Genomic DNA, 24,893 nt, shown 5'->3' on the forward strand with positions numbered 1-24,893 from the left:
GTTATGAGAAATAAACTTGCATTAATACTGCTGATGGTTTTTGCCATCAGCAGTATTTCCCTTGCCCAAAACAGTAAGGTTTCTGTTCCTGATATTCCGGGATATTATACCCTCAAAGGTGATTTTCACATGCATACCGTCTTTTCGGACGGACATGTATGGCCTACATTCAGGGTAAATGAAGCTATTCGGGATGATCTAGACGTTATTTCCCTTACTGAGCATATTGACTACGAAGGATTTCCGGATATCATTGAGAAAGATTATAACAAGTCCTATGAAATCGCCACCAAAGCAGCTGCAAACAAGGGCTTGATTATCATCAGAGGTGTGGAGATTTCACCTAGGGTTGCTCCTTACCATCATAATGCCCTGTTTTTGGAGGATGCAAATGTGTTGCCGACAGAATACATGAAAAGTGGCAAGGCTCAATTTGTGATGAAAGACAGCATTACCCATGATCAGTTGATGGGGCCGTTTTTAGCGGTGAAGAAGCAAAATGCGTTCGTATCATACAATCATCCGAGTTGGGGTTGGTGGGACAAAAAAGACACGGTTTTGTTTACTTCCTTTCATCAGGAATTGCTAGACCTGGATATTCTCAAAGGTGTTGAGGTGGTCAATTCCGGCAACTATAATGTGATCGCACATAGGATAGCGATGGAGCATGGGTTGACCATGCTTTGCAATACGGATGAACATTATGACAATCATCCTAGGTATAAGGATACGCATCGTCCCATGACGCTGGTTTTTGCGAAGGAAAAAACAGCAGAAGGAGTGGAGGAAGCACTATTTGCCAAACGTACCGCATTGTATTTTGGTGACTATATTGTAGCTAGGCAAGCCGAGGCAGAGGCTTTGTTCAAATCAGCTGTTTCTGTTTCTGTAGAGCGGAAACTTAGAAAGTCGGAACCCTTACTGGTTGTGAAATTTGTGAATAACTCTGATATTCCCTTTGAAACAAGGATGAAAAGTGAATATGACATTGAAGGGTATCCTTTGGGGAAAGTAAAAATTGCTCCTCATGATACTACTCAGGTCATTTTAAGAGCAGTATGGAGTTATCCTCAGGAAACTAAATTAGATGCTATAGTTGAGAACATACTAGTGGCACCTGAAGAAAGTCTTCAAACAGAATTTTTAATTTCAACTAAGGGGTCACATGAATAGATTTTTAAGTACACATCTGAAAATTAGCACCTTCTGTTCGGTTTTGTTATTGTTTTTTCTCTTTTGTTCCTGTGCAATAGGACAAGATTCGGAAAGGGAACAGGATGTTTCCGAAAATTTGGATTTACAAGAAGGACTGGAAATAAAAATTCTCTCATACAACGTACATCATTGTAGTCCTCCTAGTAACCCGGCTCTCATAGATGTAGCCGGAATTGCCAGAGTAATAATTGATTCAAAAGCAGATCTCATAGGTTTACAGGAGATCGATGTAAATAATGAGCGGTCTGGAGTGAACCTGGACCAAGCAGCTAAATTGGCAGAGTTGACTGGTATGAATTTCTATTTCTCGAAAGGAATTGATTATAAAGGAGGAGCCTACGGAACAGCGATTCTTTCAAGATATCCAATTTCCGAAATGGAAACAATTCTACTTCCCCAAGAATCAGGTACTGAACAAAGAACTCTCTCAGTATTGACTGTAAGCTTCGAAAGTGGCCATAAACTTAGGTTTGCAAATACTCATTTGGACTTCACGAGTGATTCGAATGCATTAGCACAGGCAAAGAGGATAACCGGTTATTTTGAGAGAGAGAAGTTGCCGGTTATTTTAGTTGGAGACTTTAATGTCGAAGAATCAAGTCAAACAATGGGGCATTTGGATAAAACTTTTAACAGAACATGTGAGCAGGGTTGTCCAAATACAATTCCGGTTGTAAACCCAAGAAAAACAATTGACTTTATTATGTATTCTGAAGGATTCGGAATACAAACTATCTTTCATGAAGTGATTCAAGAACACTATGCATCCGATCATTTACCTGTGTTTGCTAAAATTAGATTAGTTAATTAAATACACTTCAACGTGTTTTGGCTTTAAAGGCTTAGAATGAAGATAGAAATGGAATAGTTTGGCAATGGGAAAGACGAAGTTTTATGTTTGTCTTTCCCTGTGCTTATCTCATAGAAGACAGCTGTTCTGGTGAAAAAGTTATTTCCGTAATTTTCTCAGGCCTTGGAAGTGGCCAGAAAATTCCAGAATAACTTTTCCTAACACTTACATACTTTACAGGAAGATATCTTTATTCACTTCAGTCTTACTCTACTGCCTTTCTTGGGATGATACGAAGGCTGGTATTCTAACATGCCCCTGTCACTTAATTCGGAGATACACTTGTGGTAGGTAACAATGCTTTTAATACCGGAGTGTTTCATTACTTTTTTTCGGGTGATGTTGAATGGATTTTGATGCTTTTGTTCTCTCCATAAGTGCAGGATTGCCATAAACACGGATACCCTACTGGGTTGCAACCCTTTCTCCTGAATTAATCGTGAGACATAGTTTTCCAATTTTTTTAGCTTCATGATTGTTTGCTTATTGCTTGAAAAGAGAATTGAGTTCTTCTGTTTTATAATAATACAAGCCTGAAATCTTGACAGGGTTGACCACGCCTCTGATCCGAAGATTTTGGAGAGAGGCATCTGATATGCTGAGCATTTTTTTGACATCTCTGCTTCTAAGCCATTCTTTAGGTTTTGGTTCGGGCTGAGCGGGTTTTTCCAGCAGTTCCTTCAAATCAGCAAATAGCTGATGTCTTAGGTGTTCCAAGTCTAGTTTGGTGATAGGCTCCATGAATTTCAGGTTTAGATTAGAGTGGGATAGTAATTACTGGTTCAAGGGAATTTGTACTTTACTCTGACTCATTCTGTTGAAAGTGGGATAATAGTGGATGTATCCATATTCATGCAGTTGTCTGAGAATCTTGAAGTAAGTCGCTGTGCTTGAGATTTTGGCGGATTTCATCAGTTGTTCCCGTTTGATGGGGAAGGGCTCTTTTCCTTCATGCTTTTCCCTGAGATGTAAAAGCACGGAGAACAAACCGATGTGGGAAAGACAGATCCTCGGATCTTTATCTATCCCATTCATGAAGTTCCCCAGTGCTTTTTTGATTTTGGCCATGATCGTTTGAACTTACGCTATGCCGGCAGCTTTACGCTTGCGACGTTTTTTCGAGGGACTCTCATCAGACTCTTCCTGAATATCCTGCTTCTGCATTTTACTTTTTGATTCGCTCTGGCTTTCTTTTTGGCTCTCAGTAGTTCTCATTTGATTGGAATCATAGATGTTGAGGTTTTTAAACTGAGGACTGGCTTCGATAAAGCGTTTTTGATCACCGCCTTCCAGTTGAAACGTAACAGATTGACGATTTCCCTTTTTAAGCGAATCCATCAAGCGACTTTGATCTTCCGGATTTTGCAACTCTTTGATCGGGTGTTTTTCCAAGGCTTTGCTGAGGTTAAATCCATAGTTTTCATGGAATTGCTTTAGCTTGAAATTTCCCTGATTGTCTGTATCCTTAAAGTCCAGTTGAACCCAGGCATTGTATTTTTCCTGCTCCTTGTTTACAAGGTTTTTATTCACAGCACGTCCATCCAGGAGATTGTATCCCTCTTTTAGGGTGATGTTATTGTCCTTGTTGACATAAAAAGTCTGGCTGATCGAGGGGTCCTCCTGACCGGACTTGGTCAGACTCAGATCGTATTTGTTGAAGAAATACATGTCTGTCATTCCAGACTTTCGAAAGTGGAGGTTGGCATTCACAGTATCGCCTCCAAAATCAGCCTGATGTTTTAAGGAGAAATCCGGTTCCCCTTTTTGGATCTGTTCTTTGAGTTGCCCTTCCAGTGTTTCACCGAACCCACTGTACTTGACTTGGTTTTTGAGGTAATCGAAGTTTTGTTCATTCATGGTTTTATATAGTTTGGGTTAAAGAAATTCCTTGATTCATGTGTGACTGCTGTTGCTTTAGTCTAATACCTGTGCTTTCATCAAATGCCTGTTTTTGACTTTGATCTGTAAATGCCTGCCGCCGTTTTCCTCTTTCAATTCTATTCCCAGATGTTTCTGGTCAGGGATGGTAAATTTGGGTAAGGCAAACACCAGTATTTGTGTGGATTGGGAAGGGATTCTATGGATGTTCCCATATGTCAACACAGGAAGCTGTTCGAGTTCTTGAGAAGCACTTCGCTTACTCTGTTTATTGTCCCGGATAAAGAGTCGAAACTGCTCAATGTCGTATGGAATATTGGTGTGATTCTCGAGCTTTATCTGGAAATAAAGTAGATCATTGTCAATGTATATTCCCGTCAACTCCAGACCAGTTGAGAACTTTCTTTGGCGGATTGCTGACATGGTTTGGTTCTTATTGGATACTCTTTGTGCAGTTTTGATCAACTCTGATTCAGGTTGAATAGGCTTTTCAAATTCTGCTTGACGATTGGGAAGGGTAGGTTGGATTTTAAGATTGAGATTCTGCGGCTTTTGTTCATATTCTACCTTGAAGGAATAGAAACTTCCGTCTGCAGTAATAACCGTCAGGTTGCTACTGGATAAGTCCCTGTTTTCAGCCTTTAGCTGTAGGATATTTTCGACCTCCTTTGCTTTTTGCACCAAGATGTCCCGGTTACCTCTGTCCACACTTTTGATGGCATGGGGAAATATCAGGTTGGTTGTCATCTGGTCACTCAGCTGAAGGGATGAGGATGGAATGGTTTGAATCTTGATTTGATTGCCTCCTTGTCCTTTGAGCAAGAATGGGGAACTGGTGAATAGGAGAATGGCGAGATATCGAGAAAGATGTTTCATGAGATTGGAGGAGTAGATGTGAGTGTTAGTTGTTCTCAATCAGCCATACTTGATAGCCGGCTTTTAGATTAACTTTGACTTGTTTGATTTTTTTGCCCAAAAAGCTCTTTGCTGTTTCAATTCCGGCAGTGGCGGCTTGGGATTCTAAAGAATTGTCAAATGTGCTGAGCCCCAAGCTCTGGATGGTTCGGCTGCCTTGGTGACTGCTGACTTCCTGGCTGATGGTTCCGGGAATCCGGATGCCTTCCAGCCCATCCGCATCATGGGTCCGAAGGTCAACGGAAAGGATTTGGTCTTGCAATCGGATATGCTGAATGGCTATTTTGAGTCGCTCACCATTTAGAGAAGCGATCCCATATATCAATTGGTCTTTGGGGATAGTGATCCCCTGAACCTGTATATTCTCAAGTAGCCTTAGTTTGACCGTGGCACCGGATACCAGGCTTTGATCTTCGTGAATGACTGCCCGAATAGAGGGGGAAGAGATAGGCATGGTTGGTGAATCCTCCAAGCCATAAAATCCATTGCCAACCTGAGTAGGCTGCGACTCATGGCTGAGGTTTGCATCTAAACTTGTAGCAACAGATTCTGATGTACCTGTGACTTGAGGGGTAATAGAAGATTCTTGCTTTTCCTTTTGGCTGTGCAATCGCTCCTGCACCCGCTCTGGATGTTGGATGTCCAATATTTTATCCAAAAGCTCAGCCATCTGCTCAAATTCCGGATCTGGGCCAGTTTGGGTGTTTTGCATTTGCTGCATCATCTGATCCAACCTGTCCAAGTCAGTACTTAAGTTGGGAGTAGATTGAAATGGAGAGGATAGAGAAGGAATTGAGGAAAGCGTGCTTGTCAGAGCGGGGGTGGGATTTGGTTTTTCTGTGAGTGTTTGATTGAGTGCTTCCAGTCTTAGAAGGATTTGCTCTTCTTGAGGATGACTGTAAAGCGGGATAGTGTTTTGACCAGGAGATATATAATACAGGTCTGCAGTCTCTGCTTTCGCCTGTGAGTCAAGATCCCTTCCTTGTTGGTAAGCCATTTTATAATAGGGGTCATTCTTAACCTCCTGAAGAAAGCGAGTGGAATCTGCACTGGATCGTTGGTAATGCCCCAGTTTATCCAGCGATTTTTCATCGGTATCACTGATTCCCGGAAGTTCTAAATTGAATCCTTGCTTAGGTTTTTCCAGGATGGGACTGCCTGACTGCGTACCGCCTCCCAATGCCCAAAATGTCAGGGTCAGGAAAGGCAAGGTCAATAGGGGGAGCATAATAAGAAACTTCCTTTTTTGCTGAAACTTGGAGTTTTGATTCGTTTGCATGTTTATCTGGTTTGAATGTGGATGTCTTGATTTTCCAGGGTCTTCCAGTTTTCTATCAAAAAGCCATGGGGATTGTGTTCACTGCGGGATACTGACCGCAAGTTTCCTTCAGTAATCAATAGACGGGTGACAATGGAGCCTGTACGGGTCAGAATCTGTCGGCCATAGTACCTGAAGTAATATGGCTCTTTGCTCAGATCCACTTGTACGCTGTCTGTTTGGATCTCCTGACTGATGTTTCCGGAAATAATGTTTGAGTAATAATTGCTCTCTTTGAAATTGTCGTATTGTCTTTTGGCAGAGAGGTCTGCCAGATAAAGCGCCTTTGTTGTATTGGCTTGAATGACTTTTTCATCGGGATCCAGCGTGAAGAAATGCTGGTGAAAAACAGAAATGTGATTCTTGGCTTCTACCTGAAGATTTTCTCTTCGGTCAGTCAGCAAAGCTTCCAAGACTTTACCGTTTGCCAGCACATAGACCTTTTGCTGCAAGGATGTCGTAAGTCGTTGGCTTTGGAAAAGGGTGTATCCTGCAAAGAGGAATGAACCCATAATGATGATCAGCGTGAAAAGACGGATTTGTCTAAAGGCGGTGTCGATATTTTTTGGTTTTTCGAACATGGTGGTAGGGTTTAGGAATTGCCTTTTAGTTTGTCTTTCTGATAAGTATCCCCCTCATTAAAATATCCAGAGGAAGTGCCATGGGCGGACATGGATTGGTAAATCTTACTTGCCTGATCACCCAAATAATCAGCAACCATAGATGCTCCTCGATAGGATGCTCCTGCTGCTCTTCCGGCCATACCCACAGTTCCAGTAGCAGTCCGGGTAAAGAAACTGGATACTTTATGGGGAAGAGCTCCACCTGAAGCAGCATGTATGATGTAATTGGCAACCGATGGGACTGAGAAGTAACCGATAATGCCAATTACCAGGAAGATCAGGTAGCCGGTGTCTGTGGCGGAGAAAAAGGTGTCTCCATAGTCTTCAATTTGTCCGATATCCAGCACCAGCATTTTTTCCTGGATGGTAGCGATAACAGCCCCGAAAATATTGGCAACTGGGAGCCAGAGATAGATATTGATATAGCGGGCAATCCATACGGTCAATGTGTGATGAAATCCATCAAATACGGAAAGGCCAAACACCAAGGGGCCCAAAATGGAAAGGACAATAAGCTGGAAGGTTCTCAGTGTATTGATGCAAAGAGAAGCGGCTTGAAAGAGAACCTGAAGTAATTCAGAAAGTGCCTGTTTGATCCAATGTTTGAAGTTGAACATGGATTTGGATGCGGCAAAGGCCCATCTGTCACTGATGGATTCCCAAAATCCCCGCTCGGGAGTCGGACTGTCTTCATCCAATCCTTCAGAGTACTTCAGCCACTTTTCGTAATCATGCTCTTGGATTTCTGTTCCAAGCATTTGACCTTTTGTAGTTCCTTTGGCTACTTGTTCCTTGTGAAGAAGCAATGCTTCGATGGAGGAATTGGAACGCTCCACCATGGCAGCAGTGGCAGTGACCGTCGGATTCATGACTCCATTGATCAGCCCCAAAACCGAAGGGAAAAGCAAAATGCAAAACCCGATTGCAAAGGGGCGGAAGAGGGGATAGAGATCTATTGGTTCGGCTTGGGCAATGGAACGCCAAACCCTACTTCCGATGTACCATAAGGCTGCAAAAGCAGCAATTCCCTGTGCAACACTGATCAGTTGGTTACAGAGTGGCATCATCTCCGTATAGAGTTCATCCAATACTCCATGCAATCCCTGATTGATGCCGGATTGAGCACTTGAGAGCAGAGGGAAAAGGAAAAGTATTCCCATTAGAGCTATTTGTTTGTATCGCTTGATCATGGGGATTTGCTTAAGAGAGTTTCTGGGAGTAATAGCTTCTGATTCCGTTGATTTCCTGCATAGCCTTATAGCGACTCTGGGCCAGAAACTGGGCTTGTTGATTGAATGCAGTCAAAAAGTGAAACTTATCCTGCATGTCCAGGTGAATGCGATCAATGGCTTCCAGTCTTTCCTCATCTGACATTCTCAGTTTGCCGGCAGTCAGTACCAGTGTCAATTCATCGAGCTGTTGCAGGCTTTTTTCCAGCAGGTTTCCATACACTTGAGAGAGATAGGAAACCTCGTCTAGAGAGAACTGCTCAGAGGCCTTGAAACTGGAAAAGGCTCTTTGGTAATCTTGGACCAGTTTGATTTGATAGCGGATGATCTCGGCGACTTTGTGGTAGTTTTTGACAGCTGGACTTACCTGTAAGAGCTTGTTCAAGAAAGTTTCATGCAAGCTGAAGTTTCCTGATGCAAGGGTTTCGATTTGGGAGTATCCGGTTCTTAAGGTGCTATACCCTTTTTCCAGATCACTCAAGATTTCCTTGAGTTGACTCAGTTTGGTGACGTTGATTAGCAATTGAGCAGCTTCATCTGATTGGGCTTTGCTTTGTTGTGTTCCCAATACAATCAGGAAGGAGATGAGTATAGATGTGGCCGTCTTCATAGCGGGCTTAGTTTTGGTGGATTGCATGGAGTGACTTGCTGGCAGTGATGGATTGTAGTTCTTGCTTTCTGGAAAGCATGAGGTTTTCACATTCTTGGTAAAAGCGAAGGCCAAAGCCAAGGACTTCTTGCAAGACGTTTTGGGTTTGATGAATTCTCTCTAACCTTTCCGAATCATTCAGTTGGATTTTTTCTTCCTGAAGGAAGCTTTCTAAGTCTAGTAGAATCTGATCACTGTCCTTTTGGATTGCCTGACAGATATGAAGTATCACTCTTTTTTCAGCCTCGGACAACAATGCTATTTGGAGAAGTGAGTTGGGGATATGGGTAGTGAGTTGCTTTGTCAGCTCGTAGATCTGAATGCATTTTTCAGTCTCGGGATGGGAGCTTATGGCTGGATTGATTCTGCTAAAAGAACCATAGAAACTTTGATGCTGGGAGAAGTCTTCATGTTGAATGGTGCGCATCAGACCTAAGCCTTGGGAAACTGTTTCATAGCCTTCTTTGAGTACAGCTCCATAGGCTTCAAGTGCTGCCAATTGTTCTGCGAGGTATTTTTTCTGGGTTTCTTTTTGATTCCACCATTCTTCAAATGTCTGAGAATAGGAGGGGAGTGACAGAAAAGCCAGATAGCAGATGGGAAGTAGCTTTTTCATGATCAGAATGATTGGTGTGTGATGCCGTAGAGGCTTTTGATTTGTTGGATTTCTTGGCTTCCGGAAGCCCGTTGCAGACTAAGCAATCCATTGCTTTGGTTGAAGGCGAGCAAGTCCTGATAGTTTTGATCCACCCGATTGGCAGTTTGATGGATGAGTTCGAGTCTTTCTCCCTCGCTCATCTGTAGGGTGAATGATTTGACCAAAAGAGCCATCTGATCCAGATTATCTACCGTAGTGGCTAAAATGCCGGAATAGACTTGAGCCATGTATTCCTTTTCTCGGGAAGTGAAATGTTCGTCCTGCTGAATAAGGGCCCATACCTTTTTGTATTCTGTAACTATCCGGGCTTGTTTCTGAGAAATTTCTTTGATGCGCTGATATCCTGAAATCGCCGATTTGACGGTTTGCAGTTCATTGAAATAGGTTTCATAGAGTTCCTTTTGCTTTGCTGACCAATTGGCTATTTCTTCCAACTTGAGCTTGGAAAGGGTGTTTTCTAGCACCTTTTGAGCGTTTTGGAGCCATAGCACCTTGTTCTGCTCTCGTTGGATCTTGAGATCCATAGCCACGATGACTTTGGTGACACCTGCTTTGATGATCTCTAAAATGGCTACCGGGATGGCTGCTTCTGAAGGTTGGGGACTTAGAGTCAGAGTCATGCAGAGCAGGGTGAGAAGGAATCCCTTTTGAAGTGTTTTCTGATGTTCTTTCATGAGCTGGATCGTTAGTTACTGGTTTCGGCATATAGAGCAGTAATTCCATTTTGAATGGAGCCATAGCGTTTGGCATATTCCAGGACCTTGACTTTTTCACTTTCCTCAGTGGTATAAGCGAGGTATTCCTGGAGGGAAACCTCTGTGCGATAGACTTTGGAATGGGTGCCTCCCAAGCTGATAAATACCTCTTTGTATTTTCGGTTGGGATCATTGGCCTTATTGACAGAGAGCACCAGGGCTCTTTCTTTGTCTGTAAGTCCAAGCAGTTGCTGGATCTGATCAAACTTGTTCTGATACTTGGACTGATCGAGCAGGATCTTACAATCGCTATTGTTGATAATGGCCTGCTTGACGACCGGGGAGCTGATGATGTCTTCTACTTCCTGGGTGACCACAATGGCTTCTCCATAGAATTTCCGCACAGTCTTGAAGAGGTATTTGATGTATTCGGCCATGCCTTCTTTGGCAATGGCTTTCCAGGCTTCTTCGATCAGGATCAATTTGCGAATGCCTTTCAGCTTGCGCATTTTGTTGATAAATACTTCCATGATGATGATGGTCACCACCGGGAAGAGAATAGGGTGATCCTTGATATTGTCCAGTTCAAAGACGATGAAGCGCTCCTGTAGAAGGTTTAAGTTTTCTGTGGCGTTGAGCAAGTAGTCAAACTCTCCCCCTTGATAATAAGGCCGGAGCACATAGAGGAAATTGGAGATGTCAAAATCCTTTTCCTTGACCTGATCTGAGTTTAGGGTTTGCTGGAATTCTGATTGGAGGAATTCATAAAAGGTATTGAAGCAGGGGAAGAGGTTTGGGTTGTTTTGCAGCTTTTCATAATAGCCTTTCAGTGCATTGGACAGGGCTACGTATTCGCTTCGGCGATAAGTTTCATTGTCCTTTTTCCAGAGGGCCAGAAGAAGGGTTTTGATGCTTTCCTTCTTTTCTGTGTCCAATTGATCCCCTTCGGCTATGAAGAATGGATTGAATCGAATGGGATTTCTTTCATCATAGGTGAAATAATATCCTTCGACCAGATCACAAAGTCCCTTGTAAGAATGGCCGACGTCGACCAGGATCACATGAGTTCCCTGTTCGTAATAGCTTCGAATCAGATGATTGGTGAAAAAGGATTTTCCTGATCCGCTTGGGCCTAAGATAAACTTGTTCCGGTTAGTACAAATGCCAAGTTTGACAGGCTCATCTGATAGATCCACATGGATGGGTTTACCGGTTTGACGATCTCCCAATCTGATTCCAAATGGGCTGGGAGAGCTTTGGTAGCCAGTCTCCAGATTGAGAAAGCAGGTAGCCTGTTCCAAAAATGTGTCAAAGGTATCATTCATGGGAAAGTCTGCACTGTTTCCGGGAATCCCGGCCCAGAATAATTGCGGGGCACCTACGGTTTCTTCTTTTATAGTGGCTTCCATTTGGGAAAAGGCTGCTCCAACCTGCTTTTTGATTTCTTGGATCTGCTCAGTGTTTTCTGACCAGACCATCAGGTTGAAATGTGCTTTGATGGGAAGCCGTTGTTGTCCTATTGCTTCATTAAGGAAATCATGCGTGGCATCCCGAGCAAGGGTGTTTTCGCGACTGTAGTTGGCCAGTGATTGCAGTCTGAGACGTTTCGATTCCAAGTCTTTTAAGCTTTGTTGGACATCACCGAGAAAGAAATATTGATTATAGATGTGGTTGCAGGGAAGGAGCTGGCCTAAAGAAGAGGCAAACCCGATACTGAACTTACTGGTGTCCGTGCTGTATTTGTCGTAATTGATTCTGCTGCCACAAAATGCCGGAAGGTTTTCAGCTTCGCTTAAACTGAAGATTTTGCAGATCTTATCTCCGATCTGAAATCTTGGTTTGAAAGCTATGTCTCCAACCCAGGTCGGCATCCTGTCTTCTGAAAGACTGCAGTATTGCTCCAGAATTCCTTTTTTTTGGGAATTGCTGTAGATGGATTCCTCTGTGAGTCTGGTGATTTTCACAAATCCGCTGTCAGTCAGAATTCTTTCAAACTGTCCGCAGGCATCCAGAAAGTGTGGAAGGGTATGGGAGAGATTCAGCTCCTCAGGAATAAGGTGGCTACGGAGTAGGGAGGAAAATAAACTACTGGAGGTCTTTCTGTTTTTGGGTTTAAGACTGAGATAGAGGTAGCAGAAATGATCCAGATAAGGCCTTTCATTGAAAAACCGATCGCTGCTTCTGTTTAGGAAACTGGGTTTCTCTTTGCTGAAATCAGCCTGAAAGTTCTTTTCAATAAACCAATCCTGTTTGTGTAAAACACTGTGAACAGGGAGGGTCTTGATGGCTTTGATCCAGACCTGATGAAATGCCTCGTAATCCCGATCACTGAGTGTGAATATCTCTGGCAGCTGGATTTGATAGGCTACTGTGATATCTCCCATTTTTGAGAGAATACAGTCCTGCTCAATACTCAGAATAGGGAAATGCTTTTCTAATTGTCTTTCCATGTTCGGTTTTATTGATATGAATGGTTCGTTGCGGTGTTTTACTTTTTTTGAGTCTTTACTTTTCGAAAGACCGCTCTGGATTTGATTCGGATGGCATGAGGCACTTGTCGGTAGGCCATTTTTTTACTCAGACCATGCTCTCCATAAGCATGACTGAGTCGATAGATCTGGATGACAAGAGTACTTCCTACGCTACCGACTAATGCCAGGCAAGCGACGGGGTGAATTCCCGTGATATACATTAGAATAAAAAGGATAAGTAGTGCCAGCACACCGGCTCCTAGGTACCAGATGTACTGGGCTTTTAATCCTTTGAATTCTATGGGCTTGTTGATACCCTTATTGATTTTGTAGATGCTGATCGCCATAAGAAAATGGGTTTTGTAAGAAAGACTCCCAGATGTTTTTAGACTCCAAAAAATGATTGGATAACTGTGGCGACCACTACCAAAAACACACAGCTGCCAAACCATGCTGCTGCAACCTTCCCGGTGTCCGGGTCTCCGGCATTCCATTTTTGATAGACTTTTACTGCACCGATCAGGCCCAGAATGGCCCCGATTGCATACATCAAACTGGTACCTGCGGCAAAGTAGCTTCGGACCTGCCTGTCAGCTTCGGCAATACCTGCGAGTCCGTCTTGTGCTTGAGCCGAGAGACTTGAAAAGTAAAGGAGAAGGGCTGCTAGAACAGATGTTTTTTGGTTTTGGCTAAATGTTAGCGTTGGCTTTTTCATGGGATAAGAGTTTGGAGGTTTAGAATAATGCGTAGGAGGGATGTTGGTTTGTAGTCATTCCTGTCCCCATAGAGATTGCAGTTCCGATTCGTTGAAGTCGAAATGTGTATTCTTGGGGATGTTTTCGGTAAGGAAGTTGAGAATGGCAACCCGGTAGGCGGGCTCCCGAAGCCCGGGGTGGTTGGACAGGATATGGCTGAGCTGTTGATGCAGGTCTTGTTTACCTGTCATGTTTCCCGCCTTTCCGAGTATGCCTTGGAGTTCCGCAACCGTGATCTCCAGTTCTTCAAAGGGATCAAGTTCATCTGATTCAGTCTGGTGTGGGGGCTGTACTTTTTCCGACTGGGAAATGAGATTGAACCGCATTGTTTTGCCGGAAATCAGGCTACGGATTTCTTGAGGGTAGTATAGGATAGCGATCCCTAGGTAGTAGGCTGTGAGCCCGAATGCTAGGGCGCTGAAGTAATGGTTCCAGGTAAGTGCTTCCAACATGGGTTTTCTGTTTTGGTAATCGGGATTTGTATTCCCTTGACAGAAGCAAAATTGTATGCTGTAATCCCTTGTTTTTTACACTGTTGTGGTAGCTACCAAAAAAAAGTTTATCAAGATCCTGGTAAAGGAAAATTGACGTATTTACTATATTCAGAGAAGGATACTAGTTGGAATAGTAGATTGTTTGTATACCCGTACGGGTGTATTATTGTTTGAATTGGTAGTATTATACCCGTTTAGGTATAATGTTGGATTTTTTTCTTTAAATTGTACCCATAAGGGTATACTTATATGGAGTGGAATAGAAATAGCAGCATATCAGAGTTTGTTCGAAAAAGGCGAAAAGAAGCTAACCTGACACAATTGGAACTCGCAAATATATCAGGAGTTGGTGTGAGGTTTATTCGGGAATTAGAACAAGGGAAACCGAATCTGATGGCGGATAAAATCAATCAAGTGCTTTTGTTTTTTGGTCATGTATTATCACCTAGCCCGATAAGCGATGAGACAAGGAGAAATTTGGGTAGCTGATCAGTTGGCAGGAATACTCTCTGAAGAAGAAGAAGGGTATGTATTTACCTACAAGAAAAAATACTTAGGGGCAAAGAATGCTTTGCCAGTGTCCTTGACGTTGCCGTTACAACAAGAGCCCTTTCTTTCAGAAACCTTATTCCCTTTTTTTGATGGCTTGATACCTGAAGGCTGGCTTTTGGAGGTTGCGCATCAAAATTGGAAACTCAATCCAAGAGATAGGATGGGACTGTTATTGAAAACATGTAGGGATTGCATTGGGAATATAAGTGTGATAGAACTATGAACTATTGTCTTGCGTGTAGCGGAATCTTGGATGGAGAAGAGCTATATCATCAAAAATGCCTGAAGGATTTTTGGAAAGAAGATGAACCGGTTTTGAGTTTGGACTTGGATCTGGCGAATATTGATGAGCTGGCAAGAGAGAACATTTCTCAACGAATAATTGTGACAGGAGTACAGCCCAAATTGTCTCTTGGCTTTATAGGGAAAACTAGAGAGAAGAGATTGACTATTGTTGGGGCTTTAAATGGGAAATATATTTTGAAGCCTCCATTTGATCTCTATCCTCAAATGCCCGAAATCGAAGCTTTGTCTATGCTTTTGACAAGAGAGGCAAGGGTAGAAACAGTTCCTTTTTTGCTGATACGCCTGCAAAGTGGAGAATTGGCCTATCTCACAAAGAGGATAGATCGAAGTTCGGCCAATAAAAAGTTCGCAATGGAAGATGCCTGTCAATTTACAGGACGACTTACGGAACATAAATACCGGGGCTCCTATGAGCAGATTGCAAAGGGTATTCTCACGTATAGTCAGAACCCTTTATTGGAGGTTGTGAAATTCTACCAACAGGTAATCCTCTCATTTTTGATTGGAAATAATGACATGCACTTTAAAAACTTTTCGTTGATAGCCTTTAAAAATGGCGCGTATCAATTATCTCCAGCTTATGATATGGTTGCTGTGAACTTGTTGATAAAAGACGATCCAGAGGAATTAGCGTTGAATTTGAACGGGAAAAAGAGAAAATTGACGAGGGAAGATTTTAATGTCGCAATGTCAAAATCTAGTATCCCTGCCAAATCAATTGAAAATCTCTGGAATCGAATTGAAAGTGGAATACAGGGTTGGCCTGAATTGATTGGTAGAAGCTTTTTGACTGAGGATGCTAAAGCTGAATTCCTGAACATAATACAGCGAAACTCGGAACGATTAGGGCTGATATTTTGATTTTTTATTTTGCCTTCAAAGGTGTTTATTCAAGGTCTAACAAATGCATTGTTATATTTAAAATAGGTCTTGTTAGAGAATTCTGTCCTCTGAATTTCTCGCCAAGGTAGTCTCTGGTGCTTCGGGCAACCAGAAGCTTCCGGCATAAAGCCGCTTGCTTTGCTGCGCTTTTTATTCCTTTTCCTTCTGGTTTTACTCACCCCAGGACTAGGACTGCTTCATAATTCATTGTACCAGAAAAAAAGATTAGAAAGACTGTATTTGCAAAAAAAGTTACAAATCTATGATTTACTCAGGTTTTGTTTGGCTAAGAAAGAAGCCAGGCTACCTGAATCTAGATACCGGCCTTTCATTTTCAAGTAAAAATAGTCATAGTCCAGTTTTGGGTATAAATTTTTTGACGGAGATCACTTCTAATTTAGCAACAACCGCAATGTTTTTGCCGGTATTGGCACCTATGGCGTTTACATTGGACGTACACCCTTATTTACTGATGGTGCCAGTTGCTATGGCTGCCTCTTGTGCATTTATGCTTCCTGTTGCTACTCCCCCTAATGCTGTAGTGATGGGCTCAGGCTATCTGAAAATAAAAGATATGATGCGTGCAGGATTGTGGTTGAATCTGATTTCTGTTCTGATTATTACTATTTCCTGTTATTATTTATTGGAATTAGTTTGGGGTTTTGATCCATTAAGATTTCCTGTTGGTTTTCAGAAACCTGAATAGACACTTTGGATCATAAGTAGGGTTCTTGGGGTGAAATGTCTTGGATTTTCATAAACAGGTTGGCCTCGGGAAGTACGGATTTTCTTCCTTTTTAGCTAACCCAAATCTGAGTTTGATATATTAAGGTTACTTCTGGGGCTCCCTCTTTAAATAGGACCTTTTCAAAAAGCTTAAGCGTTCTTCGTAGGATTTTTTATACCGGTCCTTCATCTCTTTGGCCAAATAGCTTCGGTTAATTAAAGGCTCGGCTTCTTCAATAGGTTTAGAGAATTCTCGAATGATCCGCTTCACTCTGTTTTCTAGGATTCCGATTTTCACCCCAAACTCATAGAAATCATCATACGCCAACAAACCCATCGCTTCATAGCTTTGGGTGTAATAGTCGTTGGCAAATAGACCATCCTTGAGCGCAAGTTCTGCATCTTTGACATGAAGTCTTGTATTGACCATATCATATGCGGGGCTCAATTGATAGTCCCCTTGAGGAGTCTCCAGTAGCGCGAAGTTTTTTAAATGAGCATCTCCGTTGGAGAAAAGAAAGTTGAATAGGACCAATTTGAAAAACTCCTCCAAGGCAATGGGATAAGCAGCAACATGCTGTTTGATCAAATGTGCAATTCCTTCGTAGCTGAAATTGTATTTGTATTCGTTTCCATCAGTTTCCTTGGTCTTTTGTGCCAAAGTTGAAAAATCTTCTTTCCCCAGCTTTTTGTGCGATTTCTGATCTACATCAAATCTTTTGGTGATGTAGGCAGGTTCTCCATTTTCAAAAAAAATCAATGCGTTTTCAGCTACATTCAATTTGAAAACCTGCTTGGCCAACTGCATGGTCAGATGCTCGTTGGCAGGCACCTGATCCACATGATTCAAGTCTCTCGGGATTGGTTTTAATATAAAGGTCCCTTGCTCCCCATCTTCTGTTAAGCGCAATTGTCCTTTTTCCCAAACCAGAGAAAGCTTTTCCTGAACACCTGAAATGGAAATTCTCTTTCTGTTTTCCATCAAGCGGGTCATCTCTTCTCCGTTACTGGGTTGATGACTCTCATAGGGTAAAATATGAGAAGTCTTTCTACCAGAAAAAAGATGTTTCAAGCACAACGGGCTATAAGTCTCAAAGCCTTCTGCCAAGGTGCCGGGACAAGTATGGATCGTTAACTTATTCATTTGGGACTACGGTTATAGCTCCGATGGTATCCGATTGAGCAGTTTTTAATAAGAGTGAGAAGAAATCATTTTCATCTATCTGAAATTGCCTGGCCTGAAGCTGGAGATTTACTCCCTCAGAGAGCATGTTGAAGAAGAAGGGGAAAAGGTGTTCGGAATGGTACTCTTTCTTGGATTTAGGAAGAGTCAGGCTCACTGAAGGCTTTTCCGGATTTAAAAACCAAGCATCTTCATAGACAAAAGAATACTTTCCTGAGTCTGACTTAGATAGTATTCCTACCAATTCTCCGTTGCGTAACACCCTTGCTGATTTCATTTATCACCCCAGTTTTTTAATGGAAAGAGACAATTCCATCCCAAGAACTTCTGCAAGTTTATTGAGGACTTTGACTGAGGGATTAGCTTCACCTCTTTCAATCTTATAGAGTGTATTGATGCTTACTTGGGCCATTTCAGCCAGATCCGGTTGAATGATTCCAAGTACTTGTCTTCGCTCTTTGATTGCAGATCCTATCTCCTGAATTGTCATTATAATGTGATTTTTGATAAAAATAACAAAAAGTAAATTGTAAATCAATATAAATCACATTATAGTATGAAAATCGTTGGTTATCCTATTCTCATGAAGGTGCGCGCTAGTGATTTTCACAGTATAGTGTGAAAAATAGAGGGGCAAGCAGAAAAGTTGGGGGAGTTAATGAATATGATTGTAATTGCATGCAGAGGACAAGTACCACAGATGTCACAGATTTTCGCTGGATTTTATGTCTTTTACTCCACGAATGTGGGTGAAATGAGTGTAGCTATTGCAAAGGCAGAAAAGTCAATCATGATACGGGCGGTATCACAGCAGGCTAACAATCCCCTTTAAGGATTAATCACCCAAACCAAATAGCTTTCTAACCTCTTTATAGGGAAGCTCGGACAGATCACTAACATTTCTGTCACGTATTGCTGTGCTTACTGCCCCTTTGGGAATCATTATAAATCGGAATTCCGGTTTATCGGTACCAAAAACCAAGCTTTTGCTGGCGAAGGTATATGCCCCTTCGGACATATTATCGACCTCAATTATTATGCGGTTTTGCCAACCTTGAGTTCCATCTAGGGTCCAGTAAAGACTGGATTTTATATCCCATGTCCCAATAGGGCGAAAACTTGGCAACGAGAAAAGACCGTCCACTGGATTTCGATGATATACAAGCAATGTACCATTCTCATTGTTAACAAAGTCATACAAAGAACCCGCTCCGGTGACGCTTATCAAATGGTTTCTGGTCGCTGAGGGCAGGTACGCATACACCACCGCCTTAGTAGGTGATAAGCGGTCGACATTATAGGCCGTCCAATTGGAAGCTATCATATTCGCAGTTCCAGGCTCACCCTGCGGCTCCTTCAGACTGACCCCACTTCCCCATCCTGTACCTCTTTTGGGACCATAAAGTACACCTATTGTGGTTTGGAAGTAAAAATCTCCCAATTCCCCGATGTTCAGAGAAGGTGACATGGAACCACTATAAATCCTGGAGCCATCCTCACCATTCTTCCCTGGCTCTCCCTGCAACCCCGTGGGATCACCCCAACCGGAAGCGGTTTTCGGGCCGTACAGTTCACTGCGGCCCTTCCGGTCCAGGCTCACTTTCTATACAGGAGGAAACAACTATCATGAAGTACAATACCCCTAGCAAACTATGATAGTTCGTTTTCATATGCTTATTATTTGTTTATCAAGTCATCATCAATTCTGTGTTCTCTTTACTACAAAGATATCCGCTGCATGCCCTCGGTGGTCATCTTGCGACAACTGCATTGCTTCGCCATTTTTCCAATACATCGCAGCGACTGGTTTTCCGGAACTCCGAAAATCTATGCCGGCAACATATACATCTCCATCCAGTACAAAGATGGCATTGGCTTCCGCACGGTATGAACGATCCGTCAGATCCACCGCTTCACCATTTTTCCAGTACCTCGCCACATTTACGGTACCCGTACCCGATTTATGCACTACCTTTTCATATCCCGCCACATACACATCACCGTTTTCCACAAAAACCGAACGGGCTTCCGACTCCCTCTCACCTGTCCCCAAAATAATCTCTTGTCCATTTTTCCAATATTTGGCAACGGTTACATTTCCGTTCGAACCATGACCTGAAACATACACATCACCTTGGTCAGACACCACAATACCGGTCACCGTTCCCGACCCTTCCAGCGAAACAGCTTCACCGTTTTTCCAGTAGGTGGGTTCAGCATTCAATAAACCTGCCACGTACACATCATCGCCAGATACCGTGATGACACTATTTCCTGTTTGACCTAAAGTACCGCTCGCTACATGAACAGGCGACTCTCCACCATTTTTCCAATACACGATATCCATCATATAGTTTGTCTTAGTTTTTATTCCCGCCACATACACATCCCCTTCTGAGACACAGATATCGTAAGCCGTGGCATAATCATCGGAATCATTTGGATCTGACAACTCCACATGTGTATCATTTTCCCAATAGAAAGCTGAAGCAATAGCACTTGTAAATTGTCTTTCACCTGCGATATACACTTGATTATCCGCCACCACCATATTGTTATAAATCATATTTTCAAGTGATTCATGATCGTACAAAACGGATTCGCCGTTTTTCCAATACAAGGGCCGACTGCCACCTGAAGTTTCGTCATACCCACTCCCGAGCACATAGACATCCACCTCGGCCACTTGATCCAGAACCGTGACGGTCACCGGCTCACTATCCTTATAGCCCTGCTTCTTTGCGACAACTGATTGGGTACCCACTTCATCAAAAACATGCTGGTATCCATCTAACTTGTTTCCATCGATATAAATATCGGCATCCGTGACCACTTCCTGCGTTTCCTCGGCAATCACCTCAAAAGTGACGGTCGATGATGCCATGACCGTTGTTTCACTGGCAGTAAGCTGCAAGGTCAGCTCTTCCTCCTCTACTGGCGGAGCCGGCTTCTGCTCTTCAGAACACGAACAAAACCAGACAACCGTAAGCAATAATGTATTTGCGATTAGCTTTTTCATTTCGACAGTTTGATCTAAGGTGCCGCTATAACAATTTCTCCAGTAACAGCTACTTCTTCTCCCTCATCTCCGAGTTTAAAATCCCCCTGAAATGTCAAAGTGTACGAAGCAGCCGTTGCCTCCTCTCCGTACATGGAGATATTATGCTCTTTGTAGTTTTCCAGGGTCATGCTTACCGGCCCAGCAGGGCGATATTTATCTTCGGTCCCCCATTCGCCAAATACAAGGCCCGGACCATTTCCTACTATACTGGGCTGGTCGTTATCATCCAGGGAAAGGCCTACCCCGAACTGAAATTTCCCAGTCTCAAACAACAATCCTGTCAGCAGCTCGCCATCTATCTCTTCATTATATTCGACAAACATCACCGCATTATAAGTCCCCATCACTTCCTTGGGTACTTCTCCGGAGAATTTGCCCCCACCTTCCAAGGTAATGTCATAAGTGTGCGCGCCATTGCTATTGATGGGGTCGACACCGTCCTCATCATTGCCCGAGCAGGCGGACATCAGGCATAGAGCCATCATGCCAATAAGGGTTTGAATCATTGTCTTTTTCATATGTTTAAATTGTTTTTTTAAAGTCCGTAGGGAATCTCGCTTTTCTATCCTTTGTCTTTGTTTCTACTTAGGGAAGTACAAGGCATGATCCCTACATTTTATTTTCATTGCTGTACGCGCACCTCGTCGATGACCAATAGAATTTCCGGATAATCGGATAGGTTCGTGAAGGCTATTTGCTCCCTGTAATTTCCCGGGTCCCGATGAACAGGCACTTTGGGGAATTTAAAAAAGCCGTCTGCGGTGGCTAGGGCATCGGAGACCTTGTGTTTAACGGTCACCTCTACTCCTGTTGCACAGATTTTCTGGAGTGAAATCTCCGCCTGAAAGGCTTCCGAGGATATTAATTCTTCAGTCACGTTTTTTCCTGACTGGGCATCCAGTAGCTTAAACTGAAAGTCCAGGTACGTAGCTTCGGGCATCGCCATCGAGGGCGTAAATAGTTTTCGCTTGTTTTTGTCGCCTTGATGTAGATGCATTTCAATTGCTTTGGAACCTCCGAGGCCTTTGTTTGAAATTAGCAGTGAATCAGGCAAATAGCTGTAGTTCCAGCCCTGTGCTGCCAAATCCACCTCGCTTTGCGCCCCTTCAAAATCAAACACCTGCAAGGAATTTTCCGACAATGATGCGGGGGCAATGACCTTGCTCAGGTACACCACTTTATTATCCGACACGTCCGTGTCCAATGGTTTCAAAGACTTGTCTTTGATATAAGCTGGCAGATCAATGAGGTAAGACTCGACGGTGACTTCATACAGTCCTGGTTGGGACAGGTCTATCGGGTCAAAGCGAAAACGTATCCAACCGGGGGTGAAAGCCCTGAATTCAAGTACTGCTTCTTCTTGGAGCAAAACCGCTCCATCCTCCAGTCTTTTGACCTGGACGGCTCCGAAGATGCCCTTGCCCTTTTTGTCGAAATCTGCCCCCCTGTTTTCCACACGAAATTCAAATTTCGTAACCTGATCTTGTGGGCAATTGGAGAAGGGAATATAATCGCCACGTGGGTACTCGGGTATCGTAATGGACTTAATGCCAATATCGATACCCTGCGCCAGTGCTTCGGTTTCGATATCGGTAATTTTCGAGGGTTCAAAATCCTCCATCCTCGATAAACCCTCCATCATTTCTTCCTCTGTATCCAAGCTATCGGTTTTGTTCCGCTCCTTACTATAACCACTAGCAAGTAAGTGCAGCGGGGAAAGGGCCAATAGCATCAGGCATAATATAAGTTGTTTCGTTTTTATCATTTTTGTTATGGTTAACAAGTTCTTTCCATGCAATTTTAAATGAGTCATTAAAACCAAATTCCATAGACGAAGTCAAATTCACCATTTTGGATATTGATGGTTTCGCTGTTCATATTGCGTATGCCATAACGCTCAAAAGTACCTTTTACCCTATAAAAAGTGGTATCCAGTTTGGTCCCTATTTCTTTATAATCGATGACACTTATTTGGGAGGTCTTCTCCCTGTTAAATCCATACCCGTTTTCATTATTGAATGTGATCACTTCATAATTCACATCAAATCCATTATCACTGTGGTCAAATGTTCCTGTAGTTGGCTCCAAGGGCACAACCACCCGTACCTGATTGGTAGTATCTTCGTGAACCTGATCGCTCCCAATGATTCCTACTGTGTTGGAGCCACCATAGAGCACCACTTTTACCTCATGATAATTCACCTCTTTTCCATTTACCACTCCACTGATCGAACCACCCACCTCCAAAGCATTTTGCTTTTCAGGCTCGACATCATCATTTGAACAGGCCATTGCCAACCCCAGTCCAAGCAGGAAAATGACTGTTACATAATTTTGTTTCATGTACTTCATAACTACTTAAATCAATATTGAAGAATATATTTTCATCCCTGGCAACCACAGATCTGCCCAATACTTGAGATATCGTATTGGGCAGAAATCTTGTCCTTTTTTTCTGGAATTATTATGGTTTATTGTTCCATCCCAAGTAACCTAAACCAGCTTCTCCTTTGGCCACGTTGATATAAGTGTTACTGGATCTGTTAAGGTTAGGAAGCTCCGGTTGCGAGGAACTTGCTCCCGTATAAGCAAAAAAAGCATAGTTGGGCAAGTCCTGAAATGTGGTATTGGTAACGGTAAGCATGGGATCGGCATGCATATAGACCGCTCCAGTATTCTGGATATTGCCCACAGGGAAGTCTCCTTTGGCATGTTCGATAACGGCATGTTCGATTACATTATCCTCCTCGGTAAAGCCATAGTAAATCCCTCCCCAGTCGGTACCATTATGGGCCTTCAAATGAACAGGATCGCTAGCCGTACCCTGGATTTTCAGACTAGGAGCGTCGGTTGCCCATCCAGATGAAACCTGTAGGTATGCCACACTTCTAAACTGCATTTCTGTTCCTGCCTCTATGGTCAAGTGGCCATTGGTAGTAATTTGTACCCTGCTGTCCACCAAGTACGGCACATCCAATCGTTGCCAAGTGACTGTCTTTTCTTCAATCTCGTAATTGGATGAGGTAATGTTCAGGAAGTCTGATGCATTTCCTGCATAGGACGACGTATTATCAAATATATGCGCCATCTCTGCGGACACCTTTACGGGTACGCCCTCATTTCCAGTAATGACAAGATTGGAAGCTGAAACAGTGGCATTTGTCTTGACACCGTGAAAGTCCAAACCAACGCTTCCCCCATTTCGGATTTCTACATGGCTTAAGGAAAGGGCTTGCGGAGGGGTTCCTGAAACGCCCCTTAAGGCCAGGGAACCTTCGTAAACCGGAGAAGAGGACGTGAGGTTTTGTGATCCAGCGTATTCGATCACGGTGTGCTCTATGGTATTGTTAAGATTGTGGGCTTCGGTAAAAAACAGGCCTCTCCAATGCCCTTTCTGTTGGACCGTACCCGTGAAAACCACCGGCTCTTCCTGTCTCCCCACTACTTCGAACAAATTATTGTCAAGGTTTACATATAGCCCTGCGTCCTTTTCAAAAGCAACCACTACCCCTGGGTTAATTCTAAGGGCTCCCTGAACGTTAGCCCAGCATTCAATGACATAATCAACTGGTCTTCGAGGATCATTTACCAAGACCCGGTCTTCATTAAAATAATCACAGGCCAGTACAATGGGGGGTAGAATTTCCTCCTGAGGTTGTTCATCCTCGCTGTCACTACAAGCGGTCAGGACTAAAAACAAACCCATCACAAGGGCGCAAATAATTTTTGGCTTCGATAAATACTGCATTTTCATCATAATACGGTTTAGTTAAGTTTAAATTGATACCCGACTCGGAACCCAATGAATCCAAGCCCTTGACTGGAAAGGGAAAAGCCCTGATAGCTTAGAGAAAGATCAATGTCCCCCAATAGGTAGCCGACCGTGGCAGCATAACCCAAAGAGGTAGAGGAGACACTTCCTCCAAAGCTGTCCATTCCCATAAAGGAGCCTTTGAGGGAAGTGCTGTTAATGGATAATCCCAGCTGTGGTTCTATGTATATTCTTTCCAAATGATGTCTGTACCCGGCCAAAAGTGGAATTATACCTAGGGACCCCTTTAACCCATCAGCGTAACTGTTTTTAAGGCCGAATCGGGTATAACCGGTAGAAAAGGTCAGCTCGCCATCAGAGTTTAGGCTATATAGGCCTTTCACTCCTATCCCTATTCCCATTCCATATACCTCTGAGAGATCGCCAATAGGTACACCCACCTTAATTGCTGGGTTTATCCGGAGATTTCCTTCTTGGGCAAAGGAGAAATGGGTGAGGGCGGTTAAAAATGCGCCGATAATCAATAATTTTTTCATTTTGAATTGATTTAGTTAAAATTGAAATAAGGTTTAGTTTATACCAGAATTAGCTTCCTTTTACTCTGATTTTGAGCTTATCTGGAGTCTCTAATCACTTCATGTGAAAAGTTGGAAAAAGTAAA

At 43.0% G+C, this 24,893-nt stretch carries 30 protein-coding genes; 6 read left to right on the top strand and 24 right to left on the bottom strand.

What is annotated here, in order from left to right; genetic code table 11:
* Positions 1-3 precede the first annotated feature (3 nt).
* Both G460_RS0100655 and G460_RS0100660 read left to right on the top strand, forming a co-directional pair.
* Positions 4-1,173 carry an Sb-PDE family phosphodiesterase gene (locus G460_RS0100655; protein WP_035463688.1) on the top strand — a complete coding sequence of 390 codons (1,170 nt, stop codon included), beginning with the start codon at positions 4-6 and terminating at the stop codon, positions 1,171-1,173.
* On the top strand, positions 1,166-2,026 hold the full coding sequence (locus G460_RS0100660) for an endonuclease/exonuclease/phosphatase family protein (protein ID WP_026953568.1): 861 nt from the start codon (positions 1,166-1,168) through the stop codon (positions 2,024-2,026). Before G460_RS0100655 ends, G460_RS0100660 begins: the two co-directional genes overlap by 8 nt.
* A 522-nt stretch (positions 2,027-2,548) precedes the next feature.
* Here G460_RS0100660 and G460_RS0100670 read toward each other — a convergent pair.
* From G460_RS0100670 to G460_RS0100735, 14 genes are read right to left on the bottom strand one after another with little or no spacing between them, the layout of a single operon-like run.
* On the bottom strand, positions 2,549-2,806 hold the full coding sequence (locus G460_RS0100670) for a helix-turn-helix domain-containing protein (protein ID WP_035463690.1): 258 nt from the start codon (positions 2,804-2,806) through the stop codon (positions 2,549-2,551).
* Positions 2,807-2,839: 33 nt separating this feature from the next.
* Positions 2,840-3,133 (bottom strand): hypothetical protein, encoded by a 294-nt coding sequence (locus G460_RS0100675; RefSeq protein ID WP_026953571.1) that lies wholly within the window; start codon positions 3,131-3,133, stop codon positions 2,840-2,842.
* A gap of 12 nt (positions 3,134-3,145) precedes the next feature.
* Complete coding sequence (locus tag G460_RS0100680) at positions 3,146-3,922, bottom strand: hypothetical protein (RefSeq protein WP_026953572.1); 777 nt, start codon at positions 3,920-3,922, stop codon at positions 3,146-3,148.
* 57 nt (positions 3,923-3,979) lie between these two features.
* Complete coding sequence (gene traN, locus G460_RS0100685; protein WP_051315848.1) at positions 3,980-4,819, bottom strand: conjugative transposon protein TraN; 840 nt, start codon at positions 4,817-4,819, stop codon at positions 3,980-3,982.
* 25 nt (positions 4,820-4,844) lie between these two features.
* A complete protein-coding gene (gene traM, locus G460_RS0100690) occupies positions 4,845-6,137 on the bottom strand; it encodes a conjugative transposon protein TraM (RefSeq protein WP_026953574.1) in 1,293 nt (430 codons plus the stop codon).
* A 2-nt stretch (positions 6,138-6,139) separates the two neighbouring features.
* Positions 6,140-6,757, bottom strand: coding sequence for a conjugative transposon protein TraK (gene traK / locus G460_RS0100695; protein ID WP_026953575.1), 618 nt, complete (start codon positions 6,755-6,757; stop codon positions 6,140-6,142).
* Between the two features lie 11 nt (positions 6,758-6,768).
* Complete coding sequence (gene traJ, locus G460_RS0100700) at positions 6,769-7,959, bottom strand: conjugative transposon protein TraJ (protein ID WP_211226726.1); 1,191 nt, start codon at positions 7,957-7,959, stop codon at positions 6,769-6,771.
* Between the two features lie 40 nt (positions 7,960-7,999).
* Positions 8,000-8,638, bottom strand: a complete 639-nt coding sequence (locus tag G460_RS0100705; RefSeq protein ID WP_026953577.1) for a hypothetical protein — start codon at positions 8,636-8,638, stop codon at positions 8,000-8,002.
* 7 nt (positions 8,639-8,645) lie between these two features.
* Complete coding sequence (locus G460_RS0100710; protein ID WP_026953578.1) at positions 8,646-9,293, bottom strand: hypothetical protein; 648 nt, start codon at positions 9,291-9,293, stop codon at positions 8,646-8,648.
* Between the two features lie 2 nt (positions 9,294-9,295).
* Positions 9,296-10,009 (bottom strand): hypothetical protein, encoded by a 714-nt coding sequence (locus G460_RS0100715; protein WP_026953579.1) that lies wholly within the window; start codon positions 10,007-10,009, stop codon positions 9,296-9,298.
* A gap of 11 nt (positions 10,010-10,020) precedes the next feature.
* A complete protein-coding gene (locus G460_RS0100720) occupies positions 10,021-12,480 on the bottom strand; it encodes a TraG family conjugative transposon ATPase (protein WP_026953580.1) in 2,460 nt (819 codons plus the stop codon).
* Positions 12,481-12,518: 38 nt separating this feature from the next.
* A complete protein-coding gene (locus G460_RS0100725) occupies positions 12,519-12,848 on the bottom strand; it encodes a DUF4133 domain-containing protein (protein WP_026953581.1) in 330 nt (109 codons plus the stop codon).
* 38 nt (positions 12,849-12,886) lie between these two features.
* The gene (locus G460_RS0100730) at positions 12,887-13,216 is read right to left on the bottom strand and encodes a DUF4134 domain-containing protein (RefSeq protein WP_026953582.1); all 330 of its coding nucleotides are present in this window, start codon (positions 13,214-13,216) and stop codon (positions 12,887-12,889) included.
* A gap of 54 nt (positions 13,217-13,270) precedes the next feature.
* Positions 13,271-13,708 (bottom strand): hypothetical protein, encoded by a 438-nt coding sequence (locus tag G460_RS0100735; protein ID WP_026953583.1) that lies wholly within the window; start codon positions 13,706-13,708, stop codon positions 13,271-13,273.
* Between the two features lie 291 nt (positions 13,709-13,999).
* Between G460_RS0100735 and G460_RS0100740 the strand changes: the two genes are divergently transcribed.
* The 4 genes from G460_RS0100740 to G460_RS0100755 all read left to right on the top strand — a co-directional run bounded on the left by G460_RS0100740 (position 14,000) and on the right by G460_RS0100755 (position 16,196).
* Positions 14,000-14,239 (top strand): helix-turn-helix domain-containing protein, encoded by a 240-nt coding sequence (locus tag G460_RS0100740; RefSeq protein WP_026953584.1) that lies wholly within the window; start codon positions 14,000-14,002, stop codon positions 14,237-14,239.
* A complete protein-coding gene (locus G460_RS0100745) occupies positions 14,211-14,525 on the top strand; it encodes a HipA N-terminal domain-containing protein (RefSeq protein WP_026953585.1) in 315 nt (104 codons plus the stop codon). Before G460_RS0100740 ends, G460_RS0100745 begins: the two co-directional genes overlap by 29 nt.
* Positions 14,522-15,469: a HipA domain-containing protein gene (locus G460_RS0100750; RefSeq protein WP_026953586.1), complete on the top strand. Its 948-nt coding sequence runs from the start codon at positions 14,522-14,524 to the stop codon at positions 15,467-15,469. Before G460_RS0100745 ends, G460_RS0100750 begins: the two co-directional genes overlap by 4 nt.
* Positions 15,470-15,752: 283 nt before the next feature.
* Positions 15,753-16,196: an anion permease gene (locus G460_RS0100755; RefSeq protein ID WP_026953587.1), complete on the top strand. Its 444-nt coding sequence runs from the start codon at positions 15,753-15,755 to the stop codon at positions 16,194-16,196.
* 126 nt (positions 16,197-16,322) lie between these two features.
* Here the strand turns inward: G460_RS0100755 and G460_RS0100760 are convergent, their stop codons facing one another.
* The 10 genes from G460_RS0100760 to G460_RS0100805 all read right to left on the bottom strand — a co-directional run bounded on the left by G460_RS0100760 (position 16,323) and on the right by G460_RS0100805 (position 24,768).
* Entirely contained in the window at positions 16,323-17,360 is a 1,038-nt protein-coding gene (locus G460_RS0100760; protein ID WP_026953588.1) for a type II toxin-antitoxin system HipA family toxin, read from the bottom strand.
* Positions 17,353-17,676, bottom strand: coding sequence for a HipA N-terminal domain-containing protein (locus G460_RS0100765; RefSeq protein ID WP_026953589.1), 324 nt, complete (start codon positions 17,674-17,676; stop codon positions 17,353-17,355). The genes G460_RS0100760 and G460_RS0100765 overlap by 8 nt, the downstream gene beginning before the upstream one ends.
* Before the next feature lie 3 nt (positions 17,677-17,679).
* A complete protein-coding gene (locus tag G460_RS0100770; protein WP_157366827.1) occupies positions 17,680-17,889 on the bottom strand; it encodes a helix-turn-helix domain-containing protein in 210 nt (69 codons plus the stop codon).
* Between the two features lie 345 nt (positions 17,890-18,234).
* Positions 18,235-18,999, bottom strand: coding sequence for a hypothetical protein (locus tag G460_RS0100775; protein ID WP_026953591.1), 765 nt, complete (start codon positions 18,997-18,999; stop codon positions 18,235-18,237).
* A 99-nt stretch (positions 19,000-19,098) separates the two neighbouring features.
* On the bottom strand, positions 19,099-20,418 hold the full coding sequence (locus tag G460_RS0100780; protein WP_026953592.1) for a hypothetical protein: 1,320 nt from the start codon (positions 20,416-20,418) through the stop codon (positions 19,099-19,101).
* 14 nt (positions 20,419-20,432) lie between these two features.
* Complete coding sequence (locus G460_RS0100785; protein WP_157366828.1) at positions 20,433-20,945, bottom strand: hypothetical protein; 513 nt, start codon at positions 20,943-20,945, stop codon at positions 20,433-20,435.
* Between the two features lie 137 nt (positions 20,946-21,082).
* Positions 21,083-22,102: a hypothetical protein gene (locus tag G460_RS0100790; protein ID WP_157366829.1), complete on the bottom strand. Its 1,020-nt coding sequence runs from the start codon at positions 22,100-22,102 to the stop codon at positions 21,083-21,085.
* A 170-nt stretch (positions 22,103-22,272) separates the two neighbouring features.
* Positions 22,273-22,803, bottom strand: a complete 531-nt coding sequence (locus tag G460_RS0100795) for a hypothetical protein (protein ID WP_026953595.1) — start codon at positions 22,801-22,803, stop codon at positions 22,273-22,275.
* A gap of 121 nt (positions 22,804-22,924) precedes the next feature.
* Positions 22,925-24,208 carry a hypothetical protein gene (locus G460_RS0100800; protein WP_245578680.1) on the bottom strand — a complete coding sequence of 428 codons (1,284 nt, stop codon included), beginning with the start codon at positions 24,206-24,208 and terminating at the stop codon, positions 22,925-22,927.
* Positions 24,209-24,225: 17 nt separating this feature from the next.
* Positions 24,226-24,768 (bottom strand): hypothetical protein, encoded by a 543-nt coding sequence (locus G460_RS0100805; RefSeq protein WP_026953597.1) that lies wholly within the window; start codon positions 24,766-24,768, stop codon positions 24,226-24,228.
* Between the last annotated feature and the right edge of the window lie 125 nt (positions 24,769-24,893).

The sequence above is a fragment of the Algoriphagus vanfongensis DSM 17529 genome (assembly GCF_000429465.1).
In the GTDB taxonomy this organism is placed as follows: Bacteria; Bacteroidota; Bacteroidia; order Cytophagales; family Cyclobacteriaceae; genus Algoriphagus; species Algoriphagus vanfongensis.

Coding starts and splice junctions, on each gene's coding strand:
- G460_RS0100790 (WP_157366829.1), bottom strand. CDS start 22,102: ATGATGGAGGGTTTATCGAGGATGGAGGATTTTGAACCCTCGAAAATT.
- G460_RS0100740 (WP_026953584.1), top strand. CDS start 14,000: ATGGAGTGGAATAGAAATAGCAGCATATCAGAGTTTGTTCGAAAAAGG.
- G460_RS0100805 (WP_026953597.1), bottom strand. CDS start 24,768: ATGAAAAAATTATTGATTATCGGCGCATTTTTAACCGCCCTCACCCAT.
- G460_RS0100745 (WP_026953585.1), top strand. CDS start 14,211: ATGAGACAAGGAGAAATTTGGGTAGCTGATCAGTTGGCAGGAATACTC.
- G460_RS0100765 (WP_026953589.1), bottom strand. CDS start 17,676: ATGAAATCAGCAAGGGTGTTACGCAACGGAGAATTGGTAGGAATACTA.
- G460_RS0100760 (WP_026953588.1), bottom strand. CDS start 17,360: ATGAATAAGTTAACGATCCATACTTGTCCCGGCACCTTGGCAGAAGGC.
- traM (WP_026953574.1), bottom strand. CDS start 6,137: ATGCAAACGAATCAAAACTCCAAGTTTCAGCAAAAAAGGAAGTTTCTT.
- G460_RS0100705 (WP_026953577.1), bottom strand. CDS start 8,638: ATGAAGACGGCCACATCTATACTCATCTCCTTCCTGATTGTATTGGGA.
- G460_RS0100735 (WP_026953583.1), bottom strand. CDS start 13,708: ATGTTGGAAGCACTTACCTGGAACCATTACTTCAGCGCCCTAGCATTC.
- traK (WP_026953575.1), bottom strand. CDS start 6,757: ATGTTCGAAAAACCAAAAAATATCGACACCGCCTTTAGACAAATCCGT.
- G460_RS0100660 (WP_026953568.1), top strand. CDS start 1,166: ATGAATAGATTTTTAAGTACACATCTGAAAATTAGCACCTTCTGTTCG.
- G460_RS0100715 (WP_026953579.1), bottom strand. CDS start 10,009: ATGAAAGAACATCAGAAAACACTTCAAAAGGGATTCCTTCTCACCCTG.
- G460_RS0100710 (WP_026953578.1), bottom strand. CDS start 9,293: ATGAAAAAGCTACTTCCCATCTGCTATCTGGCTTTTCTGTCACTCCCC.
- G460_RS0100755 (WP_026953587.1), top strand. CDS start 15,753: ATGATTTACTCAGGTTTTGTTTGGCTAAGAAAGAAGCCAGGCTACCTG.
- G460_RS0100680 (WP_026953572.1), bottom strand. CDS start 3,922: ATGAATGAACAAAACTTCGATTACCTCAAAAACCAAGTCAAGTACAGT.
- G460_RS0100770 (WP_157366827.1), bottom strand. CDS start 17,889: ATGACAATTCAGGAGATAGGATCTGCAATCAAAGAGCGAAGACAAGTA.
- G460_RS0100800 (WP_245578680.1), bottom strand. CDS start 24,208: ATGCAGTATTTATCGAAGCCAAAAATTATTTGCGCCCTTGTGATGGGT.
- G460_RS0100750 (WP_026953586.1), top strand. CDS start 14,522: ATGAACTATTGTCTTGCGTGTAGCGGAATCTTGGATGGAGAAGAGCTA.
- G460_RS0100675 (WP_026953571.1), bottom strand. CDS start 3,133: ATGGCCAAAATCAAAAAAGCACTGGGGAACTTCATGAATGGGATAGAT.
- G460_RS0100795 (WP_026953595.1), bottom strand. CDS start 22,803: ATGAAACAAAATTATGTAACAGTCATTTTCCTGCTTGGACTGGGGTTG.
- G460_RS0100730 (WP_026953582.1), bottom strand. CDS start 13,216: ATGAAAAAGCCAACGCTAACATTTAGCCAAAACCAAAAAACATCTGTT.
- G460_RS0100785 (WP_157366828.1), bottom strand. CDS start 20,945: ATGATGGCTCTATGCCTGATGTCCGCCTGCTCGGGCAATGATGAGGAC.
- G460_RS0100780 (WP_026953592.1), bottom strand. CDS start 20,418: ATGAAAAAGCTAATCGCAAATACATTATTGCTTACGGTTGTCTGGTTT.
- traJ (WP_211226726.1), bottom strand. CDS start 7,959: ATGGGAATACTTTTCCTTTTCCCTCTGCTCTCAAGTGCTCAATCCGGC.
- G460_RS0100655 (WP_035463688.1), top strand. CDS start 4: ATGAGAAATAAACTTGCATTAATACTGCTGATGGTTTTTGCCATCAGC.
- traN (WP_051315848.1), bottom strand. CDS start 4,819: ATGAAACATCTTTCTCGATATCTCGCCATTCTCCTATTCACCAGTTCC.
- G460_RS0100725 (WP_026953581.1), bottom strand. CDS start 12,848: ATGGCGATCAGCATCTACAAAATCAATAAGGGTATCAACAAGCCCATA.
- G460_RS0100720 (WP_026953580.1), bottom strand. CDS start 12,480: ATGGAAAGACAATTAGAAAAGCATTTCCCTATTCTGAGTATTGAGCAG.
- G460_RS0100670 (WP_035463690.1), bottom strand. CDS start 2,806: ATGGAGCCTATCACCAAACTAGACTTGGAACACCTAAGACATCAGCTA.